The 22,428-nt window shown below is 67.0% G+C and carries 15 protein-coding genes; 9 read left to right on the top strand and 6 right to left on the bottom strand.

Annotation, left to right across the window (positions count from 1 at the left end; genetic code table 11):
• Positions 1-21: 21 nt before the first annotated feature.
• Positions 22-378: a helix-turn-helix domain-containing protein gene (locus tag WME76_RS46820; RefSeq protein WP_437962706.1), complete on the bottom strand. Its 357-nt coding sequence runs from the start codon at positions 376-378 to the stop codon at positions 22-24.
• A 147-nt stretch (positions 379-525) separates the two neighbouring features.
• Here WME76_RS46820 and WME76_RS46815 point away from each other — a divergent pair, with 147 nt between their 5' ends.
• Positions 526-1,491 carry a transposase gene (locus tag WME76_RS46815; RefSeq protein ID WP_437962705.1) on the top strand — a complete coding sequence of 322 codons (966 nt, stop codon included), beginning with the start codon at positions 526-528 and terminating at the stop codon, positions 1,489-1,491.
• A 202-nt stretch (positions 1,492-1,693) separates the two neighbouring features.
• Here WME76_RS46815 and WME76_RS46810 read toward each other — a convergent pair whose 3' ends face one another.
• The gene (locus tag WME76_RS46810; RefSeq protein WP_437962704.1) at positions 1,694-2,521 is read right to left on the bottom strand and encodes a DUF1552 domain-containing protein; all 828 of its coding nucleotides are present in this window, start codon (positions 2,519-2,521) and stop codon (positions 1,694-1,696) included.
• Positions 2,522-3,267: 746 nt separating this feature from the next.
• On the opposite strand from WME76_RS46810, the gene WME76_RS46805 reads away from it, so the two are divergent.
• From WME76_RS46805 to WME76_RS46785, 5 genes are all read left to right on the top strand, one after another.
• Complete coding sequence (locus tag WME76_RS46805) at positions 3,268-3,795, top strand: hypothetical protein (protein ID WP_437962703.1); 528 nt, start codon at positions 3,268-3,270, stop codon at positions 3,793-3,795.
• A 2-nt stretch (positions 3,796-3,797) separates the two neighbouring features.
• Positions 3,798-4,622 (top strand): hypothetical protein, encoded by an 825-nt coding sequence (locus tag WME76_RS46800; protein ID WP_437962702.1) that lies wholly within the window; start codon positions 3,798-3,800, stop codon positions 4,620-4,622.
• Positions 4,623-4,929: 307 nt separating this feature from the next.
• On the top strand, positions 4,930-5,301 hold the full coding sequence (locus WME76_RS46795) for a TIR domain-containing protein (protein WP_437962701.1): 372 nt from the start codon (positions 4,930-4,932) through the stop codon (positions 5,299-5,301).
• 12 nt (positions 5,302-5,313) lie between these two features.
• Positions 5,314-6,306 (top strand): caspase family protein, encoded by a 993-nt coding sequence (locus WME76_RS46790; protein WP_437962700.1) that lies wholly within the window; start codon positions 5,314-5,316, stop codon positions 6,304-6,306.
• 33 nt (positions 6,307-6,339) lie between these two features.
• On the top strand, positions 6,340-6,597 hold the full coding sequence (locus WME76_RS46785; RefSeq protein ID WP_437962699.1) for a hypothetical protein: 258 nt from the start codon (positions 6,340-6,342) through the stop codon (positions 6,595-6,597).
• A 72-nt stretch (positions 6,598-6,669) separates the two neighbouring features.
• On the opposite strand, the gene WME76_RS46780 is transcribed toward WME76_RS46785, so the two are convergent.
• Both WME76_RS46780 and WME76_RS46775 read right to left on the bottom strand, forming a co-directional pair.
• Entirely contained in the window at positions 6,670-7,521 is an 852-nt protein-coding gene (locus WME76_RS46780; protein WP_437962698.1) for an IS630 family transposase, read from the bottom strand.
• Positions 7,522-7,880: 359 nt separating this feature from the next.
• Positions 7,881-9,005, bottom strand: a complete 1,125-nt coding sequence (locus tag WME76_RS46775; RefSeq protein ID WP_437962697.1) for an RNA polymerase sigma factor — start codon at positions 9,003-9,005, stop codon at positions 7,881-7,883.
• 397 nt (positions 9,006-9,402) lie between these two features.
• Here WME76_RS46775 and WME76_RS46770 point away from each other — a divergent pair, with 397 nt between their 5' ends.
• Genes WME76_RS46770 through WME76_RS46760 form a run of 3 tightly spaced genes read left to right on the top strand, consistent with a single transcriptional unit; the run spans position 9,403 to position 13,608 of the window.
• On the top strand, positions 9,403-10,395 hold the full coding sequence (locus WME76_RS46770; protein WP_437962696.1) for a PEGA domain-containing protein: 993 nt from the start codon (positions 9,403-9,405) through the stop codon (positions 10,393-10,395).
• A gap of 14 nt (positions 10,396-10,409) precedes the next feature.
• The gene (locus WME76_RS46765) at positions 10,410-12,017 is read left to right on the top strand and encodes a hypothetical protein (protein ID WP_437962695.1); all 1,608 of its coding nucleotides are present in this window, start codon (positions 10,410-10,412) and stop codon (positions 12,015-12,017) included.
• A 37-nt stretch (positions 12,018-12,054) separates the two neighbouring features.
• Positions 12,055-13,608, top strand: a complete 1,554-nt coding sequence (locus tag WME76_RS46760) for a hypothetical protein (RefSeq protein ID WP_437962694.1) — start codon at positions 12,055-12,057, stop codon at positions 13,606-13,608.
• Positions 13,609-13,940: 332 nt separating this feature from the next.
• Here the strand turns inward: WME76_RS46760 and WME76_RS46755 are convergent, their stop codons facing one another.
• Both WME76_RS46755 and WME76_RS46750 read right to left on the bottom strand, forming a co-directional pair.
• The gene (locus WME76_RS46755; protein WP_437962693.1) at positions 13,941-14,639 is read right to left on the bottom strand and encodes a double-CXXCG motif protein; all 699 of its coding nucleotides are present in this window, start codon (positions 14,637-14,639) and stop codon (positions 13,941-13,943) included.
• A 5-nt stretch (positions 14,640-14,644) separates the two neighbouring features.
• Positions 14,645-21,349, bottom strand: coding sequence for an RHS repeat-associated core domain-containing protein (locus WME76_RS46750; protein WP_437962692.1), 6,705 nt, complete (start codon positions 21,347-21,349; stop codon positions 14,645-14,647).
• Positions 21,350-22,428 lie beyond the last annotated feature (1,079 nt).

Raw genomic sequence — 22,428 nt, 5'->3', positions numbered from 1 at the left:
CGAGCCGGGCGCTCGGCTACGCTAGAAGCCGCCGGTGTTGTTCATCTCGCGTTTGCCGCGAAGGACCGTCCGGCGCGAGGCGTCCGCCTTGGGCGCCGCTGCCGCAGCCGGCGAGGCCTGCTCGTTGGCGCTGGCGAGTCGGCCCAGGCGCTCCACGTTCAGGACCGTGTAGGTGTGTTCGAGCGCGTACTGCACGGTGCTCGTCGAGCGCTTCAGCCGCCGTGCGGCCGCGTTCAGGTTCCAGCCCTCCGCCTCGAGGGCTGCGCGCAGCACGCGCTCCCGCATCTCCTCCTTGACGGCCTCGCAGACGTCGAGCGGGTCGTCCGCGTTCAGCGCCGCCGCGGCCAAGGCGTCCAGCATCTTCTTGTCCAGGTTCAAGTCGTCCTCCTGGGAGAGCCGCGCTCTCCCTCGCTACCATGCATATGGCGCCCCGTATGGTAGCGCAACGACAATCGTACGGCAGACCGTAAAAAGACGAGGAGCGCCGCGCGCCGAGGCGCATGCGGCGCGGTCAAGAGCGGCGCGGTGACCGTCGTGCAACGCACGTCCGGCGACATGCGGCTCAATCCGCCTCTGCACGTGGTCTTCCTCGACGGGGCTTATCACAAAGGCGGCACCGAGCTCGTGTGGAACGAGCTCGGTCACCTGCGAACGGGCGAGGTCGGTCAGGTCATAGAGCACGCCGTCGGGCGGATGCTCCGAACCCTCCGGCGGCACGGGCCTCTCGAGATCGAGCACGACGTCGAGGAGGACGACGAGCCCGAGGCCGCGCTCTGTGCCTCCGCCGTCTCGGGACGAGAGCCGCCCGCCGGCCCGCAATGGCTCCGCGGGCTCTCGCCGTCCTCTCCGAGCGCGCTCGCGTACGACAAGCCGCTGTGCGCTGCGCTCGATGGCTTCACCTTGCACGCAGCGACGCGCGCCGGTGCGCACCATGCCGCGGTGAGGGAGGCGCTGCTGCGTTACGTGCTGCGACCCCCGATCGCAAAGGAGCGCGTCGAGCCGCAGCAGGACGGCCTGGTGCGGCTGTCGCGGAGGCGCGCCTTCGCTGACGGGACTGTCGCGGTGGGCATGGATCCGCTCTCGCTCCTGTGCCGCCTCGCGACCAGCGTCCCGCCGCCGCGCTTTCACACCGTCAAGTACGCTGGCGTGCTCGCCTCGGCAAGTCCATGGCGCAAGCGCATCGGACCGCGCCCTGCGAAGCCAGAAGAGCCTACGAAGGCGGACGATGACGCCGCTCCGAAACGCAAGCGTGGCGGCTATCGACCGTGGGCCGAGCTCTTGCGCCGCACATTTGCGATCGATGTCCTCGAGTGCCCAGCTTGCAAGGGGCGGATGAAGCTCGTCGCCATGGTGACCGAGCCAACGAACGTCGCCCGCTTTCTCTCCGCGCTCGGCGAGCCGACCGATGTTCCAGCATGCTCTCCCAACCGGGGGCCACCGTACTGGAAAAGCACCGTTGTGCGCCGCAAGGCGCCCGGTGACGCCGCATAGCGTCTCGCGACGCGCCTCCCGGGCCAGACCAACGCCCGGACGGACACGTGTGCCACGGCACGCCGACGCGCCCCCGCAGCGCGCTCGGCGCCGCCCGGACCACGCTCTTTCGACCCAGGACCGAGCCATCACGACGCTCGCAGTCCCACCCTTTCGGTTTGCTGCGCTGCACTTCCTCGCGCTGCGATCCGGCTTCTTTTACCTACGCGCCCGACTGGCCCAGCCAGGTGAACACCTTCCCCGCCTGCGTCGCGCTCCACTGGATCGACGCGACCCGCGTGAGATCGCAGGCGAGCGCCGTCGCGAGCAGATCGGTCTGCAGCTTCCCGATCGCAGGGAAGCTGTCGTTCGCGTAGACGTCGAGCGCCTCGCCGAGCGCCGGCGGGGCGCACGCGCCGCCGAGGAGCCCCGGCGCGTCGAGGCGCTTCTCGATCTCGTTCACGGCCTCCAGGTGGTGCTCCAGCTTCTGCCGGTCCTCGCCCCCCACCTTGCTCGCCAGGGAGCCGTAGTCCTCCAGGACGCTGCCGAGCACCCGCCGGCGCAGCGCGCGCCGCCGCGCGAGGGCCTCCGGATCGGCGCTGAGGTCGGTGAACAGCCGCTCGAACAGCGCGCGCGGGTCGTCCTCGGGCGGGACCGGCTGTCCGGGACCGAGGTACGAGATGCGCGACGAGACGTTGGCGTACTGGACCTGGACGCCGAGCTCGAGCGACGAGAGCTTCGTTTGCTGTCCGAGCTTCGCGGCGAGGAGCTGATCGACGGAGATCCCTGCGCCCCAGCCGACCCGCGCGGCGGGGTTGCCGGCGTACGGGAACAGCGTTCCCTCCTGGAGCTCCGTGCCGGTGAGGGCCTGGCCGATGCCCTGCTGGTGGGCGTCGCCCGGTCCGTGGTGGGCGGACTCCATGTCGATGCCGTCGAGGACGAGCAGCTTGTCCCGGTAGGGCGAGAGCGGGGCGAGGATCTCTCCGAGTTCGAACGACGTCTCGGTCCCGGTGGGCTGCCAGGCCTCCTTGACCGTGCTTCTGCGCCGCAAGGCGCCCGTTCTGCGCCGCAAGGCGCCCGGTGACGCCGCATAGCGTCTCGCGACGCGCCTCCCGGGCCAGACCAACGCCCGGACGGACACGTGTGCCACGGCACGCCGACGCGCCCCCGCGGCGCGCTCGGCGCCGCCCGGACCACGCTCTTTCGACCCAGGACCGAGCCATCACAACGCTCGCGGTCCCACCCTTTCGGTTTGCTGCGCTACACTTCTTCGCGCTGCGATCCGGCTTCTTTTACCTACGCGCTCGGGCTACATCGACGTTACGCCCTCCAGAACCCGAAGTCGGTCTTCTGCGACGTAGGAGCACGGGCCGACGCGCGTGGCAACGGCGCCGAGCGTACACCCAGGTGTATCGAGGATCTTGCGCATGACGAGCGGAGCCGTGAGGGTCGCGAGCAAGCGCATCTTGTGCGAGCACCTCTGGCACGTTAGGATACCGAATCCCCCACGTTCGCTTCATCATGATGGGCCACTCGACAGTATCTCGATCGTGCGAACAGCTCGCCATGTTCCAGACGCCTCCAGGGCACAACCGAGCTCCTGGTCGGCTCGACGAAAGCGATGGGGTTGTGCGGAGCACGCACGAGCCCCGGCGGTACAGGTACGAGCATCGGCGTGGGCGTCGCCATGGATGCGAGTGCCGGCGCCGAGGACGGCACAGCTGCAGCGGGCAGCAGAGGCGTGGGCGTCATTCGGCCGGTGCAGACAGAAGAGCCGGTACCACGAAGGGAGGGGCCATGAGCGCACGTCTCAGGTATTGGGGGATCGGAAAGCCACTACTGGTCGCGATGATGATTTCGGCGAGCGCTGTCGCCCTCGGTTGCAAGAGCGATCCCGGCGAGCTCAGCGACGAAGAGATCAAGCGGGCCGTGTCCAAAAAGCTCTCCGAAGACTTGGGCAAGGCGAAGCTCTACCAGGAGCTGCGTTCGGAGAGAGCTCCGGCGGAACTGATCTTGGGCTCTGCGAGCGCCTCCGAGATCGCCATGGCCGCGATGTATCTGAACGGCGCGCTAAGCGGGCAGCCGACGCCCGACACGATTCGAATCCTGGATGCCGTCGACACGCTCGTGAAAATCGACAGAATGGAGGCGCTCTTGAGGAGCTGCGACAGCCGCGACGCGTGTGCGAAGAGCCTCAACCTCTACAAGCTTCAGATCGAGGTGTGCGCTCGCTCGGGGACGGCAGTGTGCACCGCGCACCATGACGGCATGCGCGAGGTCCTGGCGAAATACGGTGCCGCGGCGGTCGGGCGTTCGCAGCCATAACTATGGCGACGCTCTTTCAGCTTCTCGGAACGTTGTTGCACTGCATCGGCGCTTTCCTGCTCATGGTAGTCGTCGCCGCGTCAGGTGCGCTTCCGACGCCTCGCGCGGATGGGGTCCCTCTCTGGGTATCCGTCGTATGCGGCATCCTCGGTCTCGCATTCAACATGATCGGAGCGGTGGCCAAGGATCGAGGTCGCCGCCTCGCATTGCCTTCGGTAAACGAATTGCTCGCGCGGGACCATCGCAGGCCGGTCCTCTTGCTGCGTTCCTTCCGTCGTGACAACCAACGCGTCGAACATCACCTGCGTGTCCGCGGCAACCCCATCCTCAACTTCGCGAATCGCGGCTCGGATCTCCTGACCTTCGAGGAAGCAGTGGTCGGTCTGCTGCAAGGGTATGGCCCTGTGATCGCATTGGGACAGCCCCGCGAACCGCTCCCTCCGCTTGGCGCTGCACGCGCCTATGTGCCGGAGAAGCGATGGATGAGAGAAATCGGGGCCTATGCGGCACGAGCGGCGCGCATCGTGGTCATCGCGGACTTCAGCCCGTCTTTGGTCTGGGAAGTCAAAACACTGTCGATGGGCCAGGGACTGTCGAAGATGCTCTTCATCATCCCGCTGCTCACGAGCCAGGAAGCTTCGCGCTGGTACTACGAGTGGGAGGAGCTGCGGCGACAAGCGCCATTTTTGCCGCAGCTCCCTCCCACAGCCATCGCGTTTCGGTTCAACGCGGCCGGGGTCGTCGAGCACCTCGAATGCAAGGCATCGACGCTCGATGACCGATTGGCAGGCATCGCGGCGTTCCTGGCGAAAGCTTGGGCGTCCTGACAGCGGTGACGAGTGAGGCTGCCACATATAGGATCACGGACCGGTGCGCGAGGCAGCGGCACCGAGCGTACACCCAGGCGATGGGGATCCTGCATACGGCGTGTTGCCCCCCGCGACTCGTCCGGTGAACCTACGGTTCCCGTCCGAGATTTCGAAGGCATCCCACCACTTGTCCGAAGACGGGCGAACGTACCACTTGCAATTTCTGGCGCGGAGACGTACTGTATTTCCTTCGGGGGCTGCTACCCGAAGCACGCGGCTGGCCGCGATCATGCGGTAGGTTCATCACGTTCACCGAGGGAACATCATGGCCGACAAGAAGGTTGTCTTCGTCGCATTCGCCATCGAAGACGAGCGTCAGCGCGACTTTCTGAAGGGACAGTCGCTTTCTCCTAGGGCGCCTTATGAGTTCATCGACATGTCGGTGAAGGAGCCCTACGACAAGGACTGGAAGGAGCGGGTCCGGACTCGTATCAAGCGTTCCCATGGAGTTATCGCGCTCATCAGCAAGAACTCACTGACGTCCAGCGGACAAAAGTGGGAGATCCAGTGTGCAAAGGAGGAGAAGAAGTCGGTTCGAGGGATTTGGGCTTACTCAGACGACCGGACCAACGTCGACGGTGTCGCGACCCACGTCTGGAGCGACAAGAACATCAGCGACTTCATTGACTCCCTCTAACAGGCGGCGACGATGCGTAAAGCACTGATCGTAGGGGTTGATCACTACGATGCGATTTCCTCGCTGAGTGGGTGCGTGAACGACGCGCACTCCGTGAGAAGCGTACTTGAACGGCACGCAGATGGCACCATCAACTTCGCCACCCCCAAGATCATGACCGGCACGAGCTCGGTTGATCGGGTTAACAAGTCCACACTGAAGGAAGCCGTTCGCGAGCTTTTCGCTGGTGACTCCGAGATCGCGTTGTTCTACTTCGCAGGCCATGGTTTCGTTGAGGACACAGGAGGCTTCTTGTGCGGGACCGATTGCCGAACCGGCGACGACGGCCTCGCCCTTGCCGAGGTGATGACACTCGCCGGCAAGTCAGTCGCCAAGAATAAGGTCATCATCCTCGATAGCTGCCACAGCGGAATCGCCGGGGGCCGCCCCGAGTCGCAGGCCGTTGCGGAGATCAAAGAAGGAATGACGATCCTTACAGCGTCTACCGCCGATCAGTATGCAATGGAGGTGCCCGGCGGTGGCGCGGGCGTGTTCACTAGTCTTTTCGTGGACGCGCTCGGCGGCGCGGCAGCGAACCTCGTCGGTGACGTCACCCCAGGCAGTGTTTATGCACACATCGACCAGTCTCTCGGGCCCTGGGCCCAGCGACCTGTCTTCAAGACGAACGTGAAGACATTTGTGTCGTTGCGGAAGGCAGCTGCGCCGATTCCACTCGCCGACCTGCAGGCGCTGGCGACGCACTTCCCGCGTCCAGACTACAACCTTCCGCTCGATCCATCCTTCGAGCCGGAACGCTCGGCAGAGCAGCTCGCCGATCCTAACTTCCCACGCCCCGATCCTCGGAAGACTGCTGTGTTCACGGTGTTGCAGAAGTATGCGAAGGTGAATCTTGTGCGACCAGTCGGTGCCCCGCACATGTGGCATGCTGCCATACAAAGCAAATCGTGCGAGCTAACCGTGCTCGGGCAGCACTACCGGAATCTCGTCGCTAACGGCTTGATCTAGGCTGCGTCTATGAATAGATCAGAAATAGATGGAATGCTTGAATCTTTGATTGATGAATTGGCCGCGATCGAACATGAGCGCTGGTCGCATTGGCAACGCTACATGCACAGCAAATGTGAACGTCGACCTGACGGGTCGCTCGTTCTTCCAGCCGAGTTGGTGCGGCGCTGGGATGCGCAATCGTCGACCAGCTACGCCGCCCTGAGCGAGTCCGAGAAGGAGAGCGATCGCGAGCAGGTCCGCCGCTATTTGCCGCTGATCGCCGCTGTGCTAGCCGAGCGCGACAGCTGAGAAGATTGCCGCGCGCTACTCCGTCCATTCTCAACCAAAGCGCCGCCTCTAGTGGACTGTCCTATAAATTTTTCAACATAGTCGCGAAGCATATCGAGCCGCCCAGCGGCGCAGCTTCGGCCGCGTCCAGGACCAGGTAATCGGATGTGCGAGGCGCTCGTTGTACTCCCGCCAACTCGCGTCGAGGTGCTCGATGAGCTGCTGACGACTCTTCCACTCGCCACGCTTGAGGTAGCGCTCGGTGAAGGCCCGCAGCAACAGTTCCGCCTGATTGAGCCAGGAAGCGTGGGGCGGCGTGACGAGCGTACGCACGCGCGGGTCGTGGTGGCGCAGCCATGCCCTCGTCTCATTGGCAGCGTGCGACGAGCCGCCATCCCAGATCAGGTGCACGCGACGTGCGTGCCGATGCTCGTGAAGCACTTCGGGCAGGACGGCGCGAAGATGCTCGCCGTCATTCTTCTCGAGGCACCAGCCCCGCATCTTGCCGGTGTGAACGACAAGCACCACCATGAAGTTCACCGTTCCGTGCCGAATGTACTCGAACTCACGACGCTCAATCTTGCCTGTGCGCATGGGCAAGGTCGGAGATCGGCGCTCAAGCACCTGGATGTTCGGCTTCTCGTCGAGGCAAAGCACGACCTCGCGCCTTTCGGCCAGTTCTGCGGCGTTCTCGTAGCACCAGAGGATCTGGGCGGCGCGCTTGATGAACGCGGGATCAAGCTTCGGCGTCTTCCAGTACCGCGACCGGTGAGGCTGAAGGTCGGCTGCGCGCAGGATCAACGAGACGGTCGAGTGCGAGATCTCCGGTACGATGCCACGCTCCGCTGCTACTTGAGCGAGGGTGCGGGTCGACCAGTGGGTCATGTGCAGACCGAGCCCCGCAGGATCGCAGCAGGCAAGCTTCTCAATGCCAACGCTCTGCACGGGGGCGAAATGTCCGCGGCCGGCCCTCCCGGGGAGCGTCGTGGACGACGTGCACCCCCGACGCCTCGTACCGTCGACAGAGATGCCAGATCGTGGTCCGCTCCACCTCGAGATGGTCCGCCAGGTCCTGCACGACGGTCGCTGGGTCCGCCATGGCCAGTAAGATCCGGGCTCGCCGAGCTACCCGCTGCTCGGCATGCCCATCACGGACGAGCTGCTCAAGGTAGACGGCATCGTCCGGGGACAGATCGATCACGCGCGGCGGGCGCCTTCGCATCCGCGAGGTCTAGCAAACCCGCCACGACTATGTTGAAAGATTTATCGAACAGTCCACTAGCTGCCGAAGGACAGCCGGGGATTCAGCGAATCAGCCGGAGGAGTGCTTCGCGCTCGGCGGCGAGCCGCCCACGGGGGAACTCCCGCGCGTGGGTGTTCAGCAGCCGGAGAGCCTCGACATTGGCCATGGCGTTGCGGGCCTCGATGGCCCTGCGGGCCTGGTCGATCAGGCTCCTCTCGCGCTCGCTGCCAGTCGGTCGAACGGCGCTCGCCGGAGACGCGGACTGGCGATCGCTCGTCGTTGAGGGAACGGGCGTGCTGCTCGCCATCGCCTGCGCGCGCGCGCTTCCTTGCTCCCTCGGCGACGACATCTCGGGCGCGATCGGCGCGGCCGGTGCCGCGGCGCTGTGCGCGCGTTCTCCACCGGCGGGCCCCGCGGCGCTGTGCGCGCCGCCTCGCGCTGAGGACGCCGCAGCCTCCTGCGCAGCGGGCGGGGTAGCAGGGACGCGGACCGCCGCCGCCCCGTACCACGGTTCTAGATCGGGCACGGAGGGCGCTGAGGAGACGAGCGTGCCGGTCAGCAGGACGAGCCCGCCCTGGACGAGGATCCTCACGCCCAGACGGCGCAGCGAAGCCACCGACGACGCGCGACGGTCGAGGCCCAGTGCGAGCGGCACGCAGAGGCTATCGTCCCTTCCCTGAGAGCGCTGCTGTTCCTGCCACCGCTCCCGCCGCACCCTGAGCTCCTTGTGCGCCCGCCAGTGTCGCGTCTTCACCGTGCCCAGCGGCAGTCCCTGCTCGGTGGCGATCTCGGCGAGCGGGACCTCTTGGAGATCGTGCTTGATCACGAGATCCCGGTACTTGGGATCGAGTTGGTCTATCAGCTGGCGCGTGAACTCTTCCCGCTGCCGTCTCCGGAGCAGCTCTTCCGGCGTGGAGCACTCGTCTCGGATCTCACACTCATCGAACGACGTCAGCATCTCGCCGCGGCAGCGTGCGTCACGGACGTGATTGCGCGCCTGGTTGATGGCGATCGTGACGCAGTACGGGGCTGGGTCTCCCCCCAGGTCGAGCCGCTTGTCGGCCTCGAGCCCCCGCAGCAGCGCTTCCTGAGCGACATCCTCGGCGTTTCGCGCCGGCACACCGTGGCGCCGGGCGAGGCGCCGGAAGAGCTCGAGGCCGGGAGAGGCGGTCGCTGGCTTGCCCACGGTAGGCAGCACACTTGAGCCGGTCCAAACGCTTCAAAAAAAAGAACCGACGAGCAACTTTGGTCGGACAATGTGCGCCTAGGTGGCACCATCAACCACACGAAAACGGACCTTAAGGACGGCTGAGCACATTCCGTCATTCCGACGCCAATTCTCGTCCAAACGGCCGAGACGTCGCGGCTTCTGCCGGTTGACGCCGAGCGGCCGGCGTAAGTACCGTCACCGGATGCGTCACATTGCGCATTCACTCTCGATTCTTCTCGCGCTCGGGGCCGCAACAGGCTTCACGAAATCTGCCAGCGCCGATGATGTCCCCTCGAAGGCGCAACAGGCTTCACGAAGTCTGCCAGCGCCGGCGACGTCCCCCCCGAAGGCGAGACCGAGCGACAGTTCATCGGTGAAGGACCATGTTCGCCGTGGTCAGAGAGCGCGCAATGCAGGGCGGTGGATCGAGGCACACGCTGCGTACAAGGCTGCTTTCGAGGCTGCAGACCCGACGACAAGCACCGAACGAGAGCGGGCGGAGATCGCCGGCGAGCTCGGCCTTTGCGAGGTCGCGCTGCACAGGTACCGAGATGCGGCCGAGCACCTTGCCAAGAGCCTCGAACAGCGCGAAGCGCTGCCGGAAGCGCTCGAGCGGCGATTCGAGGCAGGACAGCGCGATGCAAAGAAGCGCGTCGCTACGCTCGTGCTCGCGGTCGATCCGCCCGACGCCGAGGTGCTCATCGACGGCGAGCGCATCGGGCGGACCGCGCGGACCTACACGCTCTTCTTCGAGCCGGGCAACCACATGGTGCGCGCCCGAGCACCGGGCCACGCGGGCGGGTTTCAATCGTTCCTCGCCGTGGCGGGCGCGGAGCACGGAATCACGATGGAGCTGCCCCTTGCGGCGGAGGGCAGTGCCAAGGAGACCGCGCCGGTATCACCGAAGGAAACGCCGGAGGCCCTGAGCTCTTCGCCCGCTGTGCGGGGCCGGCCGCCCAGCCCCTGGACATCCTGGCCAGGCACCCTGCGCATCGCCGGTATCGGGTTGACCGTGGCGACAGGCTCGCTCGGTGCGGTCTTCATGGTTCGCGCGAGGAACGCCGACGGAGACCTGCACGAGCGGAACGCGAGGCTCGACACCGCGGGGGTCTCTCAAGGGGCCTGTCGGGAAACGCCGAAGCCTTCCTCGTGCTCCGAGCTGACGGCTTTACGACGAGAGCGAGATCTCTTCGCCGGGCTCGGAACGGCGATGGTGGTGACGAGCGGTGTGGTGGGCGCTGCGACCCTGGCCTCGTTCTTCACGGACTTCTCGTTTCTGCGGGCTGAACCGACGAAGGCTCGGCTTGCGCTGGTGCCGACGGTGACGCCGGCACAGGCGGGCATCGTGGCGTATGGCGCGTGGTGATCAGGAGCAAGGACATGCCTCTTCTCGAACGGCGACGAATGCGGCTGCTGCTCACCGTGGGCACCCTCTCCACGGTCGGCGTGGGCGGCGTCTCCGGCTGCGCTTACGACGATAGCTGCTATGAAGAACGCCTCTGCCTCACACCACCGAAATCGCTCTGTGACGGCGACCCCGCCACGGCGATGGCGCTCGACGAATGCGGGGTGTTCGTCAGCGAGCAGGGCGACGACACGAGCCCCGGCACGAAGGAAGCGCCGGTCAAGACGCTCCAGCACGCAATCGGGCTCGCCACGCACGGGCCACGCAACGGCCAAGCGGCGACCCGGCGCGTGTACGCTTGCGGCGGGAGATTCAAGGAGGAGATCACGCTGCCCTCGGGGGTCGACCTCTGGGGCGGGCGTCTCTGCGACATCGGCGACGATTGGTCGTATGAGGGGTCGTTCGGCGGACCGAATCACCCGACGATCATCGCTCCGCCGGTGGGGATCCCGCTGCGGGTCATCGCGGGGGACGACGCGACCTCCCGCATCTTCGGCGTGCGCGCCGTGGCGGCGGATGCCTCGGCGCCCGATGGAAAGTCGTCGATCGCGATGATGCTGAGCTCGGGGGCCAGGGCGATCGTGTGGGACAGCAAGATCATCGCGGGCAACGGCAAGGACGGGGAGCCGGGAGAAGACGCGCGCACCGAGCGGGCGACGGACGGCGTGGTGGGGAACGACGGCGCGGACGCCTGCACGGCGGGCGCCGCGAGGGGCGCGCTGCCTGTCGTGACCGTGTGCGACGATGGTACCGAGTCCATCGGCGGCGACGGCGGCGACGGCGGACTCGAGTCGGGGGGTGAAGGTGCGCCGGGGCAGCCGGAGCCGGCGGAGAATCCGGAGGGCAACGGCCGCGCAGGGCTCGGCGCAGACGTCAGGAGATGCGAGGATGGGCGCATGGGCGCACACGGCGCCAACGCCGGTCGTGCGGACGACGCGGTGGGCGTTGGCCACCTCGGCAAGGACGGATGGATCGGCGTCCGGGGGGAGGACGGGAAGCGAGGCGGCACCGGCCAGGGGGGCGGCGGTGGTGGCGGCAGCAAGTCGCGTGGGGACATGGTCGCGTGTCGGTCAGGCGGCCCGCAGGGGGGCGCTGCCGGCGGCTCGGGAGGGAGCGGCGGCTGTGGCGGTCGGGGCGGCTATGGCGGCGGCTATGGCGGGGCGAGTATCGGAATCGTTGCGCTCGACGACACGGACCTGACGATTGGGGCCACCGACGTGATCACGGGCAAAGGCGGCCGTGGCGGTGTGGGCGGCAGAGGCCAACCGGGGGGTGTCGGGCGATTCGGTGGTGACGGCGGAAAGGAAGCTGCCGTCGGCATGTGGAGCGCGTGCAGCGGCGGCGCCGGGGGGAACGGCGGTCGCGGAGGCGATGCCGGCGGCGGGCTGGGAGGCGCATCCATCGGCATCGCCTACGTGGTGCCCAACTTCGCCGTTCGACCCGGAACCACGATCAGCATAGGAGGCGCCGGTCACGGCGGCCTTGCGGGGAACGCCGGCGCCAGTGATGAGGTGGGCCAAGGGAGGCTCGGGCCTGTTGGTCCATTCCATGCGTTCAGCATGGAGAACGAACCGCCCCATTGACTCTTGCCCTGCGAGAGGTCGCCATCGAGGGATGCCCATGAGTCTGAATTCCGCGATCCTGCTGTTCTGTACGCTGACGCTCACCGCGGCCGGTTGTGGGACCGCGCCGAGGGTGGACGACCCTGACGGCGGGCCGCCATGTGACGGTCGAGCGACGTGTGCAGGTGATCCCATCCCCGAGTCGGTCTGCCTGGAGCATCTTGCAGCGGGTCGGGCGACGGACGGCTGCGGCGTGTTCGTCGACTGGTTTTACCTTGGTGATGACGCGAACCCCGGCACGAAGGACAGGCCGGTTCGTTCCCTCCAGCGTGGCATCGAGCTTGCGCGCACCGGCAGCGGTCGCGTGCTCGTCACCTGGGATCCTTTCAACGAGTCCATCACGCTGCCCTCCGGGGTGGATATCTACGGAGGCTTCCAGCCCCTCGAATGGGAACGCACGGAGACGGTGACCCCGGTGCACGGCATGACCAAGCTCGCTCCCGCCTCGCCCGGGCACATCGCGCTCATCGTCGAGCCGGCAGGCGCCGGCGACACGGGGGCTACGGACGGGGTCTCGATCATCGACCACGTGCAAATCATGAGCTCGAAGTATGTCGGGATGATCGTTCTGTCGGGCACCGCGGTGGAGATCATCGGAAGTCAGATCCTGGGCACCCCCGCAGGGCGGGGCCGCGATGGGGAGGAATGGCCCTGGCCGAACCAGGCAGCGACGGGACCCGACGGGCAGTACGGGGGAGACGCGTGCTCGGCGGCCACGGTCCCGGGCGGGGCTGCGGCGGTAAACACCTGCGAAGACGGAATCCCGAGCATCGGTGGCCGAGGCGGTGACGGGTTTCCCGACGGGGCGGGCAACGGCGAGGACGGGCAACCGCGCGTGGAGTCAAAACCGACGTCCGGACGGGGGGGTGGTGGGGACGTGCCAGGCGTCCACTGCGAACCAGGTCAAGTTGCGCTCCACGGCGAGCCGGGCACCGTCGGTGCGTCGGGCAAGGGCCGCGGGCGGATCGACGAGACCGGATGGCACCCCGATAAGGCCGGCGACGGCAGCAGGGGGATGCCGGGCCAAGGCGGCGGCGGAGGCGGCGGGCGGCGGGGCGGGCTCGCGGTGTGCGGCGTGACGTCCAAAGGGGGCGCCGGCGGCGGCTCCGGAGGCGCCGGTGGCTGCGGCGGTCGAGGCGGCCGAGGGGGCGAGAACGGCCAGCCGAGCATCGGGATCGTGGCGCTCCACGCCAAGGTGACGGTGCGCGACAGCGTCATCATCAGCTACGACGGGGGCCCAGGCGGCGACGGCGGGGTGCCGGAGGAAGGCGGCAAAGGCGGTCGAGGCGCGCCAGGCGGCGCTGTGGGGGACGGCACGTGGTCTTGCCAGGGGGCCAGCGGGGGTCTAGGCGGCCCCGGCGGCTACGGCGGCCCCGGGCGCGGCGGCGACTCGATCGGCATCGCCTACCTCGACGAGGACCAGCTCACCTTGGATGGCGTTACCTTCGAGCTAGGGCTGCCGGGCCCAGGCGGCACGAGCTGGGCTTGGTCTGGCGACGTGATCACGGGGGAGGACGGCGTCGCCGTCGAGACGCTTCGCTTCCACGAATAGGTGCGATCTTTAGGTCCTTCGGTGGACGCTGAATCGACGCCAAGCGAGCAATCCAAGTTGCGCCCACTCAGGCCTGTGCATTAAATCGAGTTGTTGAGGACCTAATTGTACGAATTCTCCTGAAAGCGCCCCGCGTTGTCCACGTCCGTCAAGTGCGAGTAGGCGAACCTTGTTCCGCTGTCGCGTTCGGCGATCACATGACCGTGCGTGTCGTGTTCGTAGGCCAGGAGCAACGGCGCCGCGTTGGCCAGCGCAGGCATATGGAATCCAAGACTGCTTGTCCGTTGCTCGGCCATCACGTGAATACGAAACGCTTCTGCGATGCGGGCACATCAACCAACGGGGATTGCCACGAGGTTCGAAAAACTTGCATTGATAACCTTCGCGACACGGTCGGTTACAACGATAATATTGGGATTGTGATCAAGGAGCACAAAATCGGATCCATCCCAGCGCGTTTCGTCAACCGACAGGTCTTTGGGTGAGGGGAATCCACGACGCCCGCATACTTCACAGAGCCGAATGCTGTCACCTGTCGAACCCCGTCGCCACGCACGCCCATGGACAACAAGCTCCCACATTTCGACCTCTCCGCAGTCGGCAGGCAGATCAACATGCGCAAAGGACACGCCGCTGAGTCCCGCTGCTACCAGTGCGTCTCTCACACGGGAGCCAATCCATACCTGGCCAGGGATGGGATGCACGGCGTCTTCCTGGATCGCGGCTGTGCAAGTTCCCATCGGTGGACCCAGCTCGACACCGGGGGTTAGATCATCGGGAGACGCATGCAGCAGATTGGCCCACTCGTCTCGAGCTAGTTTCCAATCCCTCAACGGGAGAAAACGTACCCCGAGGAATTCATCGGCCTTTGACGGCAATGGAATGCGTAGTCGATCGCTGGAGGACCAAGGGCCGCACAGATTACATGATATTCCCGGGATGCGGTAAACTGCCGTCGATATCACAGGGTTGCGAGAGTTGTCTTCTTGATCGGATTGGTATTCCGGGTGCGTCAACTTGAAGAATTGCATTGTGCTCACCTATACGGCACAATCGGCAGACGGTTGAGCCCATACTCATCCATGAGACGTCCGCCAAATTGGTAGATGTCCTTGGCTGTTGCGTTCGGATTCGTCTCGATGAACTCGGCCCATCTCTGGTTGTAGCGTCCTGGTGTGTTCAGTTCGCCCCGACCATGAACACTGCTCAAATGGTGACCCTGGCTTATCTCTACGGTGAATTTGTCGATATCTACACCGCGCGCTTGAAAGAAGGTCTTGAATTTTTGCGGAAATATATGATGCCTCTGGATCTTCACCGGCGCGAGCAGCGCTGCTGGCGTCTGCGGTACTCCCACTGCAGCCGAGGGCGTTCCTTGTGGGCCTGTCGTTCCTGACCCGCTTGACATCAGCGCCTGCGACAGCCCCTGGATCCCCGCCGCGATGTTCCCGACCCCACCGACGACGAGCCCGGTCGACACGGCGATCGCAGGCACACCGATCGCGGCGCCGACTCCGGTGGCGCTCGTGATGCCCCCGAAGATCTCCCCCGTCAAGCCCCCGATCGTGACGGCGAGCCCACCCACGATCTGCCCGATGGCCAGGCCGATCCTGGCTTCCGGCGTCCCATGGGCCAGCACGCCCGCGGCATCCAGCAGCCCATGCCCCACGCCGGCGAATGGAACCGCCCCGAGAAGCAACCCGGCGACGAACCCTCCCTCGATCTGCACATAAGGATTCTGCGACCAGTCGGTCGGCGCCGTGGTCACCGGCTGCGGTACATACCCGGACGCGCTCCCGGTCGTGCTGACGTCGACCGGCGCCGCCGCCGCGCCGACCTCTGCCGCTTCACGCGAGCCTTCTACCTCTTTGAAGAACGGATGGTTGCACTCGAACCCGCCGCAACCCAGTTCGCGCCGCACCTCCGGATCGTTGTGGAACTCCGGATCGACGAAAAGCTCCTGCTCTTCCGGCTCGAACCCGCTCGGATCCACGAAGCTGAGCGGGCTGTTGAGCACGTAGCTGTAAGGGTTCCAGCTCTGCCCGAAGAACATGAAGGAGACGATCGGGTCGGTGGTCAAGAACCGCCCGATCCTGGGATCGTACATCCTGCCCTTCATGTTCACGAGCCCGAGCTCGTCGTCGCTCTCGTGCCCGGTGAACCCCTGCGTCGTCTTGCTGGTGAACGACGCGGGCGCGGGCTCTCCCCACGCAGGGTTTCTTCGCTGCCCGAACGCGTCGTAGCTCCGCCGTTCGACCACGTCGCCGTCCTCGTCGGTGAGCGCATCGACCGAGCCGAGGTGGTCGACGTGCACGTACCGTGTGCCGTCGTCCGAGCCTCCCCGGGTCACGATCGCCACGACCCGCTCCGGCGAGTGGACGTGGTACCGGTGCTCCACGGTGCCCGACGCCGCATCGGTGACCCGCTCGTACAGATCGCCGAAGTAGAGCGTCTCCTTCTCGGGTGTCGTCTTGCGGATCCGCTGCTGATCGCCGTCGTAGGCGAACGTGACCGTGCTCGCGCCCTGCGTGATGCGCTCCGGCAGGTCGAACGGCGTGTAGCGCACGGCCATGCCGCCGGGGCGCGCGATCTGATTTCCGACAGCGTCGTAGCCGAAGCTGCCCGTGACGAGCGCTGCGCCGGTGGCGGCGTGCGGGTGCAACGGGTCATCGTAGGAGAGCGTTCCGACGTCCGATTTGAGGGTGAGATTGCCGTTCGGCGCATGGTCGTAGCGGACCGCGCAAGCCGCCGACGCGCTCTCCACCTCGCTGAAGTACGCGCAGGTCAGCCGCTGGAGCGCGTCGTACCGGAAGCGCTCCGTCGTGTTCCGGCGCTGAAGCGCGTCGGTGCGGCGTGTGAGATTCAGGAGATCGTCATACCCGTAGTCCAGGTCTTGCACCTCGGCCGCGCCGCTCTGCGTCACCACGTGTCCGAGGCGCTGCTTGTCGGCGTGGTAGCTCCGCGTCGTGACCGCGCCGTTGCCGAACACCTCCTCTCGAAAGCGCCCCGCGTCGTCCACGTCTGTCAGGCGCCAATACGCGGCCTTCGTCCGGCTGTCGCGCACCGCGAGCACATGGCCGTGCGCGTCGTGGTCGTGGGCCACGACGAACGACGCCGCGCCGGAAGGCGCAGGATACGTGACCGTATCGATACGGCCGAGACCGTCGTAGCCCAGCTTGGCTCCCAGGGGAGGGCCCTCTCCGTCGATGCGGAGCGTGATCGTCTCGATCTGGCCGAAGCGGGTGTACTCGTACGTCTTGTCGGCATCCGGGCTCGCGAGCGTGTGGAGCTTGCCGATCCCGTGCGCCGCCGTGTCCCAGGTCCACTTCGTTGTCAGTAGCTCGGCGCCGTGACGGTCCACGCGTGTGTCGGGTCGGCCGAGCGCGTCATGGTCCCACGTGGTCTCGCGCCCGAGCGCATCGGTCGACGAGATCAGCTCGCCGAAGCCGTCGTGGATCGAGCGCGTCGTACCCCGATCGGGGTCGTCTAGCTGCCGGACGCGGCCGAACGCGTCGTGCGTCATGCGCGTCACCGCGCCGCCTGGATCGGTGACTGTGTGCAGCATGCCGAACGGGCCGTAACTGTAACGGGTGATCCCGTCGGCTGCATCGGTGATGGACTCGGCTCGCCCCAGCGGATCCTGCGCCGTCACGGTCACGTGGTCGAGCGCGTCGGTGACGCGCACGAGCAAGCCATCGTAGTCCGTCGTCGTGACCGCGTTCCACGGCGTCGTGACGCGCACTTCGCGGCCCACGGCGTCGTGCTCGTAGCGCTCGTACAGCCTCTCGCGCTCGGCCGTATCTTCGCTGACCGGCACCGAGCGCCGCGCGATGTGCTCGCCCAGCGCATCGTACCCGATCTCTTGCATGATGCGCTTCGTCTCGCCCGAGCCCTGCGCCGCTTCCGGCTGGGGCCCGTACCACCACCACCGGATCTGGCGGCCGAGGCTGTCGAACTCGACCGTGTCGTCGGCGCCGCCGGTCGTGGTGCTTCGCTCCATCACGCGCCAGGCGTCCTGGTCCGGGCCACCGTCCTTGGAGCGCGACAGCGCGACCGTCGTGGTGGTGCCGTCCGGGCGCATCTCGACGCCGAGGCGCCCGAAGCCGTCGACTTGCCACTCCGTGACGAGCTGATTCGGATCGACCCGCTTGAGGAGCACGCCGAGCGCGCCGTCGTACTCCACGATCGTCGTGTGCCCGGCCGCATTCACGTAGCTCTCGGGGAACATGCCCTCGTCGTCGAGGTCCGTGCTGGATGTCCGCCGGTGGTCGAAGGCATCCTCCGCCGTGACGCCGGTGATGTTGCCGAAGTCATCACGCGTGTAGGTGAGCTTCAGCTTCGTGTCGGGCAGGCCGTCGTCGCTCTCGGTGGACTCGGTGTCGACCTCGCCGTGGATCGTCGTGGTCCGCGTGAGGGTCCGGCACTGCGATATCCCCGCCGCGGCGCTGCACTCCTTCTGCGTCTCGAGCTGGCTGAGCACCCAGCGCTCGGTGTCGTTCTTGAACGTCCGCGTGACGTTGAACGTGAGATCGACGCCGCTCGTCGAGACCTCCTCGGCGCGCACGTTGCCGAGCTCGTCGAACTCCGTCACCTTCGACACCGAGTCGCGCAGCAGGGTCGCGCCGCCGCCTCCGCCCTCGACCTGCCGTACGTACGTCTCGATCGCGGGCGGCTCGCCGCGCGGGGGCGGATAGATCCCTTGCGCCCGCCTCACCCGGCGCTCGGTCGGCAGCGTGAAGTACGTCGCTCCGTCGTTCGTCGGAACGAGCGTCCGCTTCACGTCGACGAACGAGAGCTCGATCTGCTCCGGCCTGGGCTGGGTGGGCAACCCCGGCGCCCAGTGCCACGTCCGCAGAACGCGCCCTGCGAAGGGGAAGACCTGGAGCTCGTCATCATACGTGACGTGGTCGTAGACATCCATCGTCGCGGCGCCCGTGTCCAGATCGGTGACGATCCGCTCCCCGAACCCGAGGAATCCCCTGCCCAGCCGATGATAGCGCCCGTCGCGGTAGCTGACCTCGAAGCGCCGCTGTCGATCCGCGCCGTTGTTGAGGGCGTATGCGCTGACCACCCGACGAGGTCCCACGACGCAGCGGCGCGGATGGCCGCAGTCGTCCACTGCGCCGGAACGCGCGAGGTTGAGCGGGCTCTCCCGCGCCGGATCCTCCGCGCTGTCGCCCGCCGCTGCCGCCGCGTCGGTCAGGTGCCCGTACGAGATGCTCACGTCGGGCACGAAGCCCGGCTCGGTCGGCTCGTGGGCGTTCATCCCGTCGGAAATCGCGACCAGCAGATCCTGATCGGCCGAGAGGCTCTGGAAGATGGTGAACAGGCCGCCGAGCGTCAGGATCACGTCCTGAGCCCCGTCCCCGTTGATGTCGCCGGTGCGCGGTCCGCGTGGATCGGCGAGGGTGATTGCGTCGCCGAGGCTGGCCTCGAACGGCACCCGCGGGTCGACGAGCGCAAACGGCGGCCCCTCGCGGTCGCCCGTCGCCAGCAGAACGGCCCACGATGGCAGCGCATCGGATCCGCCCAGCAGCATGCCTGGAGGGACGGCCATCAGGAGATCCTGCCGCCCGTCACTATTGAAGTCGAGCGGCACGGCAAACCGGAAAAACGCGTCCTGATCCGGGAAACCCAGCAAATCGCCGAAGCTGAACGCGTTGACGGTCCGGAACGGCGAGGCCACGAAGGTCGGCCCCGTGTTGAAGTAGGTGGTGAGCTGGTGGTGGTTGAAGCCGGATTCGACGGCATCGGGCAGGCCGTCGCCGTTCACGTCGAGAAAGACGACGCGGCCCCCGGATCCCACGACAGGCAGCGCGGTGTCGAACACCTCCCAGCGCTCATCGCCCCGGCGCATGATCGCGTCGTAGCTCGATCCGATGAGGACCGTCCCGTCACCGAACCGCTTCAAGGACGGCACGATGAGATCGATCTTGCTGTCGGCGTCGACGTCGAGCGTGTGGAGCTCCGTATCGCAGGGATAGCCGGTGAGCAGCTCGATCGATTCACCCCTGGGGTCGAATCCCGCGGGCGTCGCGCCGCGCGCAGGTCTCCAGAGGTGGACGGCCCACGCGGGGGAGACCGGGATCGGCGCCTGTCCCTCGCGATCGTGGTCCTCGCACTGGATCAGATCCGGCACGCCATCGCCGTCCAGGTCGGCGAGGTGCATCGACGCGCCGGGGCTGCTCAAGCTGGGCGGCGCAGGCGTGCTCTTGAGCGGAAAGGGCCTGCGGATGCCCGTGTCATGGAGCGCGAAGGTCCAGTTCGGCCGGGACAGGAGCACATGCCACGTGACCTCGGCACCATACACGTCGTGGAGCAGGACGTCCATCCGCCCATCGTCGTCGTAGTCCAGGACGGTCCCGAGCTCGGGCTGAAGCGTGGCCGGGTCGGAGGACCCGATCGGATCGGCGACCGTGGGCCACTCTTCGAGGAAGGCGAGCTCCGCCGGTGCGAGAAAGGACGGCGAGGCGCGGGACCCGAGGTTTCGCGCCGCCAACCACGCGGTGATCGGGTTGCTCGGTGTGCTGAGCGCCGCGACCATGTCCGGAATCACGAGGTCGTCGCGCCCATCGCCGTCGAGGTCGAACACCATCGGACTCGCTCTCTCGGAGACCGGCTCGTCGATGTCCGTCGTGAGCCGCTTGAACCCGGGCTTGGCACGGCTGTACTGGAACCGCGTGGCGGGCTTGCAAACGCCGTCGCTCGCACATTCCTCGACCTGGGTCAGCAGCGTGCGGCTCGTCGCCGGGCTGAGCTCGTAGCGGAACCCGTAGCGCCGGACCAGGGTGTCGCCCGGGCCGAGCATCTGGATCTCCTCGAGGCGAAGCGAGCGCTGGAGCGCCATGCCGCCCGCGTAGCCGGTGCGAATGGCGGCCTGGTCCTTCGTCCCATACACGAAGCGCACCGCCCGCGAGGGCTGGAGCGACGGCGTGCCCTCGAAGCTCGTGTAGCGGATCTCGTCCACCGCGTACTCGGCGGCATGGCCGTCCTCCGCCTCGGCGATACAATACGCGTACGTCATGGCGTTGCCGCGGCCGTCGCGGACCTTGTTCGCGAGCCACGCGCGCGGGACGTCGCCTCGCGCGAGGGGTTTGCTGCCCTCGGTGCGCCCGTACTCGACGACACGGCCGGACGGCAGGTGCGCCTCGAAGAAGAGCGCCTCGGCGGGCGCAGCCTCTTTCGGAGGGTAGTGCCCGACCACCTTGACGAAGGTATCCGGGAACGTCCGGTACTCGATGGTTCCCGGCTCCTCTCCCACGGGGACGAGGCGCTGCCCATCGAGGCAGAGCTTGTCCTCGCCGTCGTACCTCACGCCGCGGATCTCCCCGTCCTGCGCGATGGTGCTCGGACATGGCGTGATCGCGGAGAGCCCTGCGACGGAGAAGCCGGCGCCGAGCACGCCGTCGCCGGCATCGCTGCGATAGACGAGCTGGAGCCGAGGTCCCATGCCCGCGCGGGAGGGCACGGTGGCCAATTCCATCGTGTACACGGCCTCCCCGGTGCTGGAGATCGAGAACGTCCCCGGAAGGGTGCCGGCGGCGACGGTCTCGACGTCCGGCGCGGGGCGGGGCGTCGCAGGGCCGTGTGTGCCCTGGGTCCGGCAGGCGACGAGGCCGGGAGGCGGCTCCAGGGGCGCGCCGCCGAAGATGCACTGGCATCCCCCCTGCGCGAGCACGCAAACGAGAAACATCAAGAGCGGGGTGATCGCCCGGAGAACGCCTCGAAGAACGAACGCCATCGCAGCCTCCCTCGCACCGAGAAGGCCATGGCACGGCAGCCTGAGTCAACCGCTGTTCTGGAGTCGACACCCCTTGCCGATGATGAGCTCAAGGCATCCGTCGGGGCATCTGTGCCCGGCCGGCATGCACGCGCAGCAAGGATTGGGCTGTGTCGATAACGCATTCCGCCGTCCGCGCTGGAGCGCAGCAAGGCGTGATCGATCGGACGGTGCAGCAACATCTTCGCACGCCCATCGCCTTGGGCGCGGCCCTTGCGGTGCTCTCCAGGGTCAACCAGTCCTCGGCGGCACGCGCGCGCCTCTCAGGTCAGGCGCGCAGGTTCACCAGCACAGCGCACTGTGAACGCTCGGACACACGTAGTGTCACTTTGGATGGTCTCCTGTAAACGTCCGGGCACACGTAGTGTCACTTCGCAAGCCGCCAGGGCGGCACGACCGTGGGCAGGGGTCCACCGCCTCCTGGTCGCCCTGGTTCCGTGGGTCCAACCGCCCGACGCGGCGACTCCGGGGGCCTCGTGGATCGCGAACCCCCGCTGCTGACGTCCAACCGCCGACGCGGCCTACCATAGCTGCGGCGGTGAGCCCGTGGGACCCGGGGGGGGCCCGCCGAGGAAGGCGGCCGAGGCGCACCGGGCAGCGCCCTTGGGGGCTGGCTTTGGGAGCCGAAGGCGAGGCGATGACCTCCGAGCGCACTCCGCGGGTCAGCCGGCTGATGTTCTTCTGTACCGAGGTGGCCAGCGCCCTACGCGGCCGCCGCGGACGCGTCACGACGAAATCCTGCTGCTCGTGGCGCGGCCCGGCGCGCGCGGGCGCTGGTCGCGTTCTGGGCGACGCGCCTACCCTGGCGCCCCCTCCGTGTCGCACCCATGCGCGGCGCCGAGGCGGCGCAGAACTACCAAATTGACCCCTTCGCTCCCCCCGCCTTTTCGGCCCCTCAGCGCGGCCTCCACAACACCCATCTCCGCGATGCGACATGGCATTTTCCCCATGCGCGTCTCCGGGTAATTCGAGTCGAGTTACCTGAGGCGCAGAATTACCTTTTCGGGCTCGTGCCGGCGGTGTCGGTCACGGTTGGGCAC

Source organism: Sorangium sp. So ce119 (assembly GCF_051524405.1).
GTDB lineage: Bacteria > Myxococcota_A > Polyangia > Polyangiales > Polyangiaceae > Sorangium > Sorangium cellulosum_G.
Note: the sequence above shows the minus strand (reverse complement) of the source record. Positions and strands in the feature narration are given on the sequence as shown.

Excerpts from the sequence above, each read along its gene's own strand:
- WME76_RS46805 (WP_437962703.1), top strand. The coding sequence starts at position 3,268 with ATGAGCGCACGTCTCAGGTATTGGGGGATCGGAAAGCCACTACTGGTC.
- WME76_RS46800 (WP_437962702.1), top strand. The coding sequence starts at position 3,798 with ATGGCGACGCTCTTTCAGCTTCTCGGAACGTTGTTGCACTGCATCGGC.
- WME76_RS46795 (WP_437962701.1), top strand. The coding sequence starts at position 4,930 with ATGGCCGACAAGAAGGTTGTCTTCGTCGCATTCGCCATCGAAGACGAG.
- WME76_RS46790 (WP_437962700.1), top strand. The coding sequence starts at position 5,314 with ATGCGTAAAGCACTGATCGTAGGGGTTGATCACTACGATGCGATTTCC.
- WME76_RS46785 (WP_437962699.1), top strand. The coding sequence starts at position 6,340 with ATGCTTGAATCTTTGATTGATGAATTGGCCGCGATCGAACATGAGCGC.
- WME76_RS46765 (WP_437962695.1), top strand. The coding sequence starts at position 10,410 with ATGCCTCTTCTCGAACGGCGACGAATGCGGCTGCTGCTCACCGTGGGC.
- WME76_RS46760 (WP_437962694.1), top strand. The coding sequence starts at position 12,055 with ATGAGTCTGAATTCCGCGATCCTGCTGTTCTGTACGCTGACGCTCACC.
- WME76_RS46755 (WP_437962693.1), bottom strand. The coding sequence starts at position 14,639 with ATGCAATTCTTCAAGTTGACGCACCCGGAATACCAATCCGATCAAGAA.
- WME76_RS46750 (WP_437962692.1), bottom strand. The coding sequence starts at position 21,349 with ATGGCGTTCGTTCTTCGAGGCGTTCTCCGGGCGATCACCCCGCTCTTG.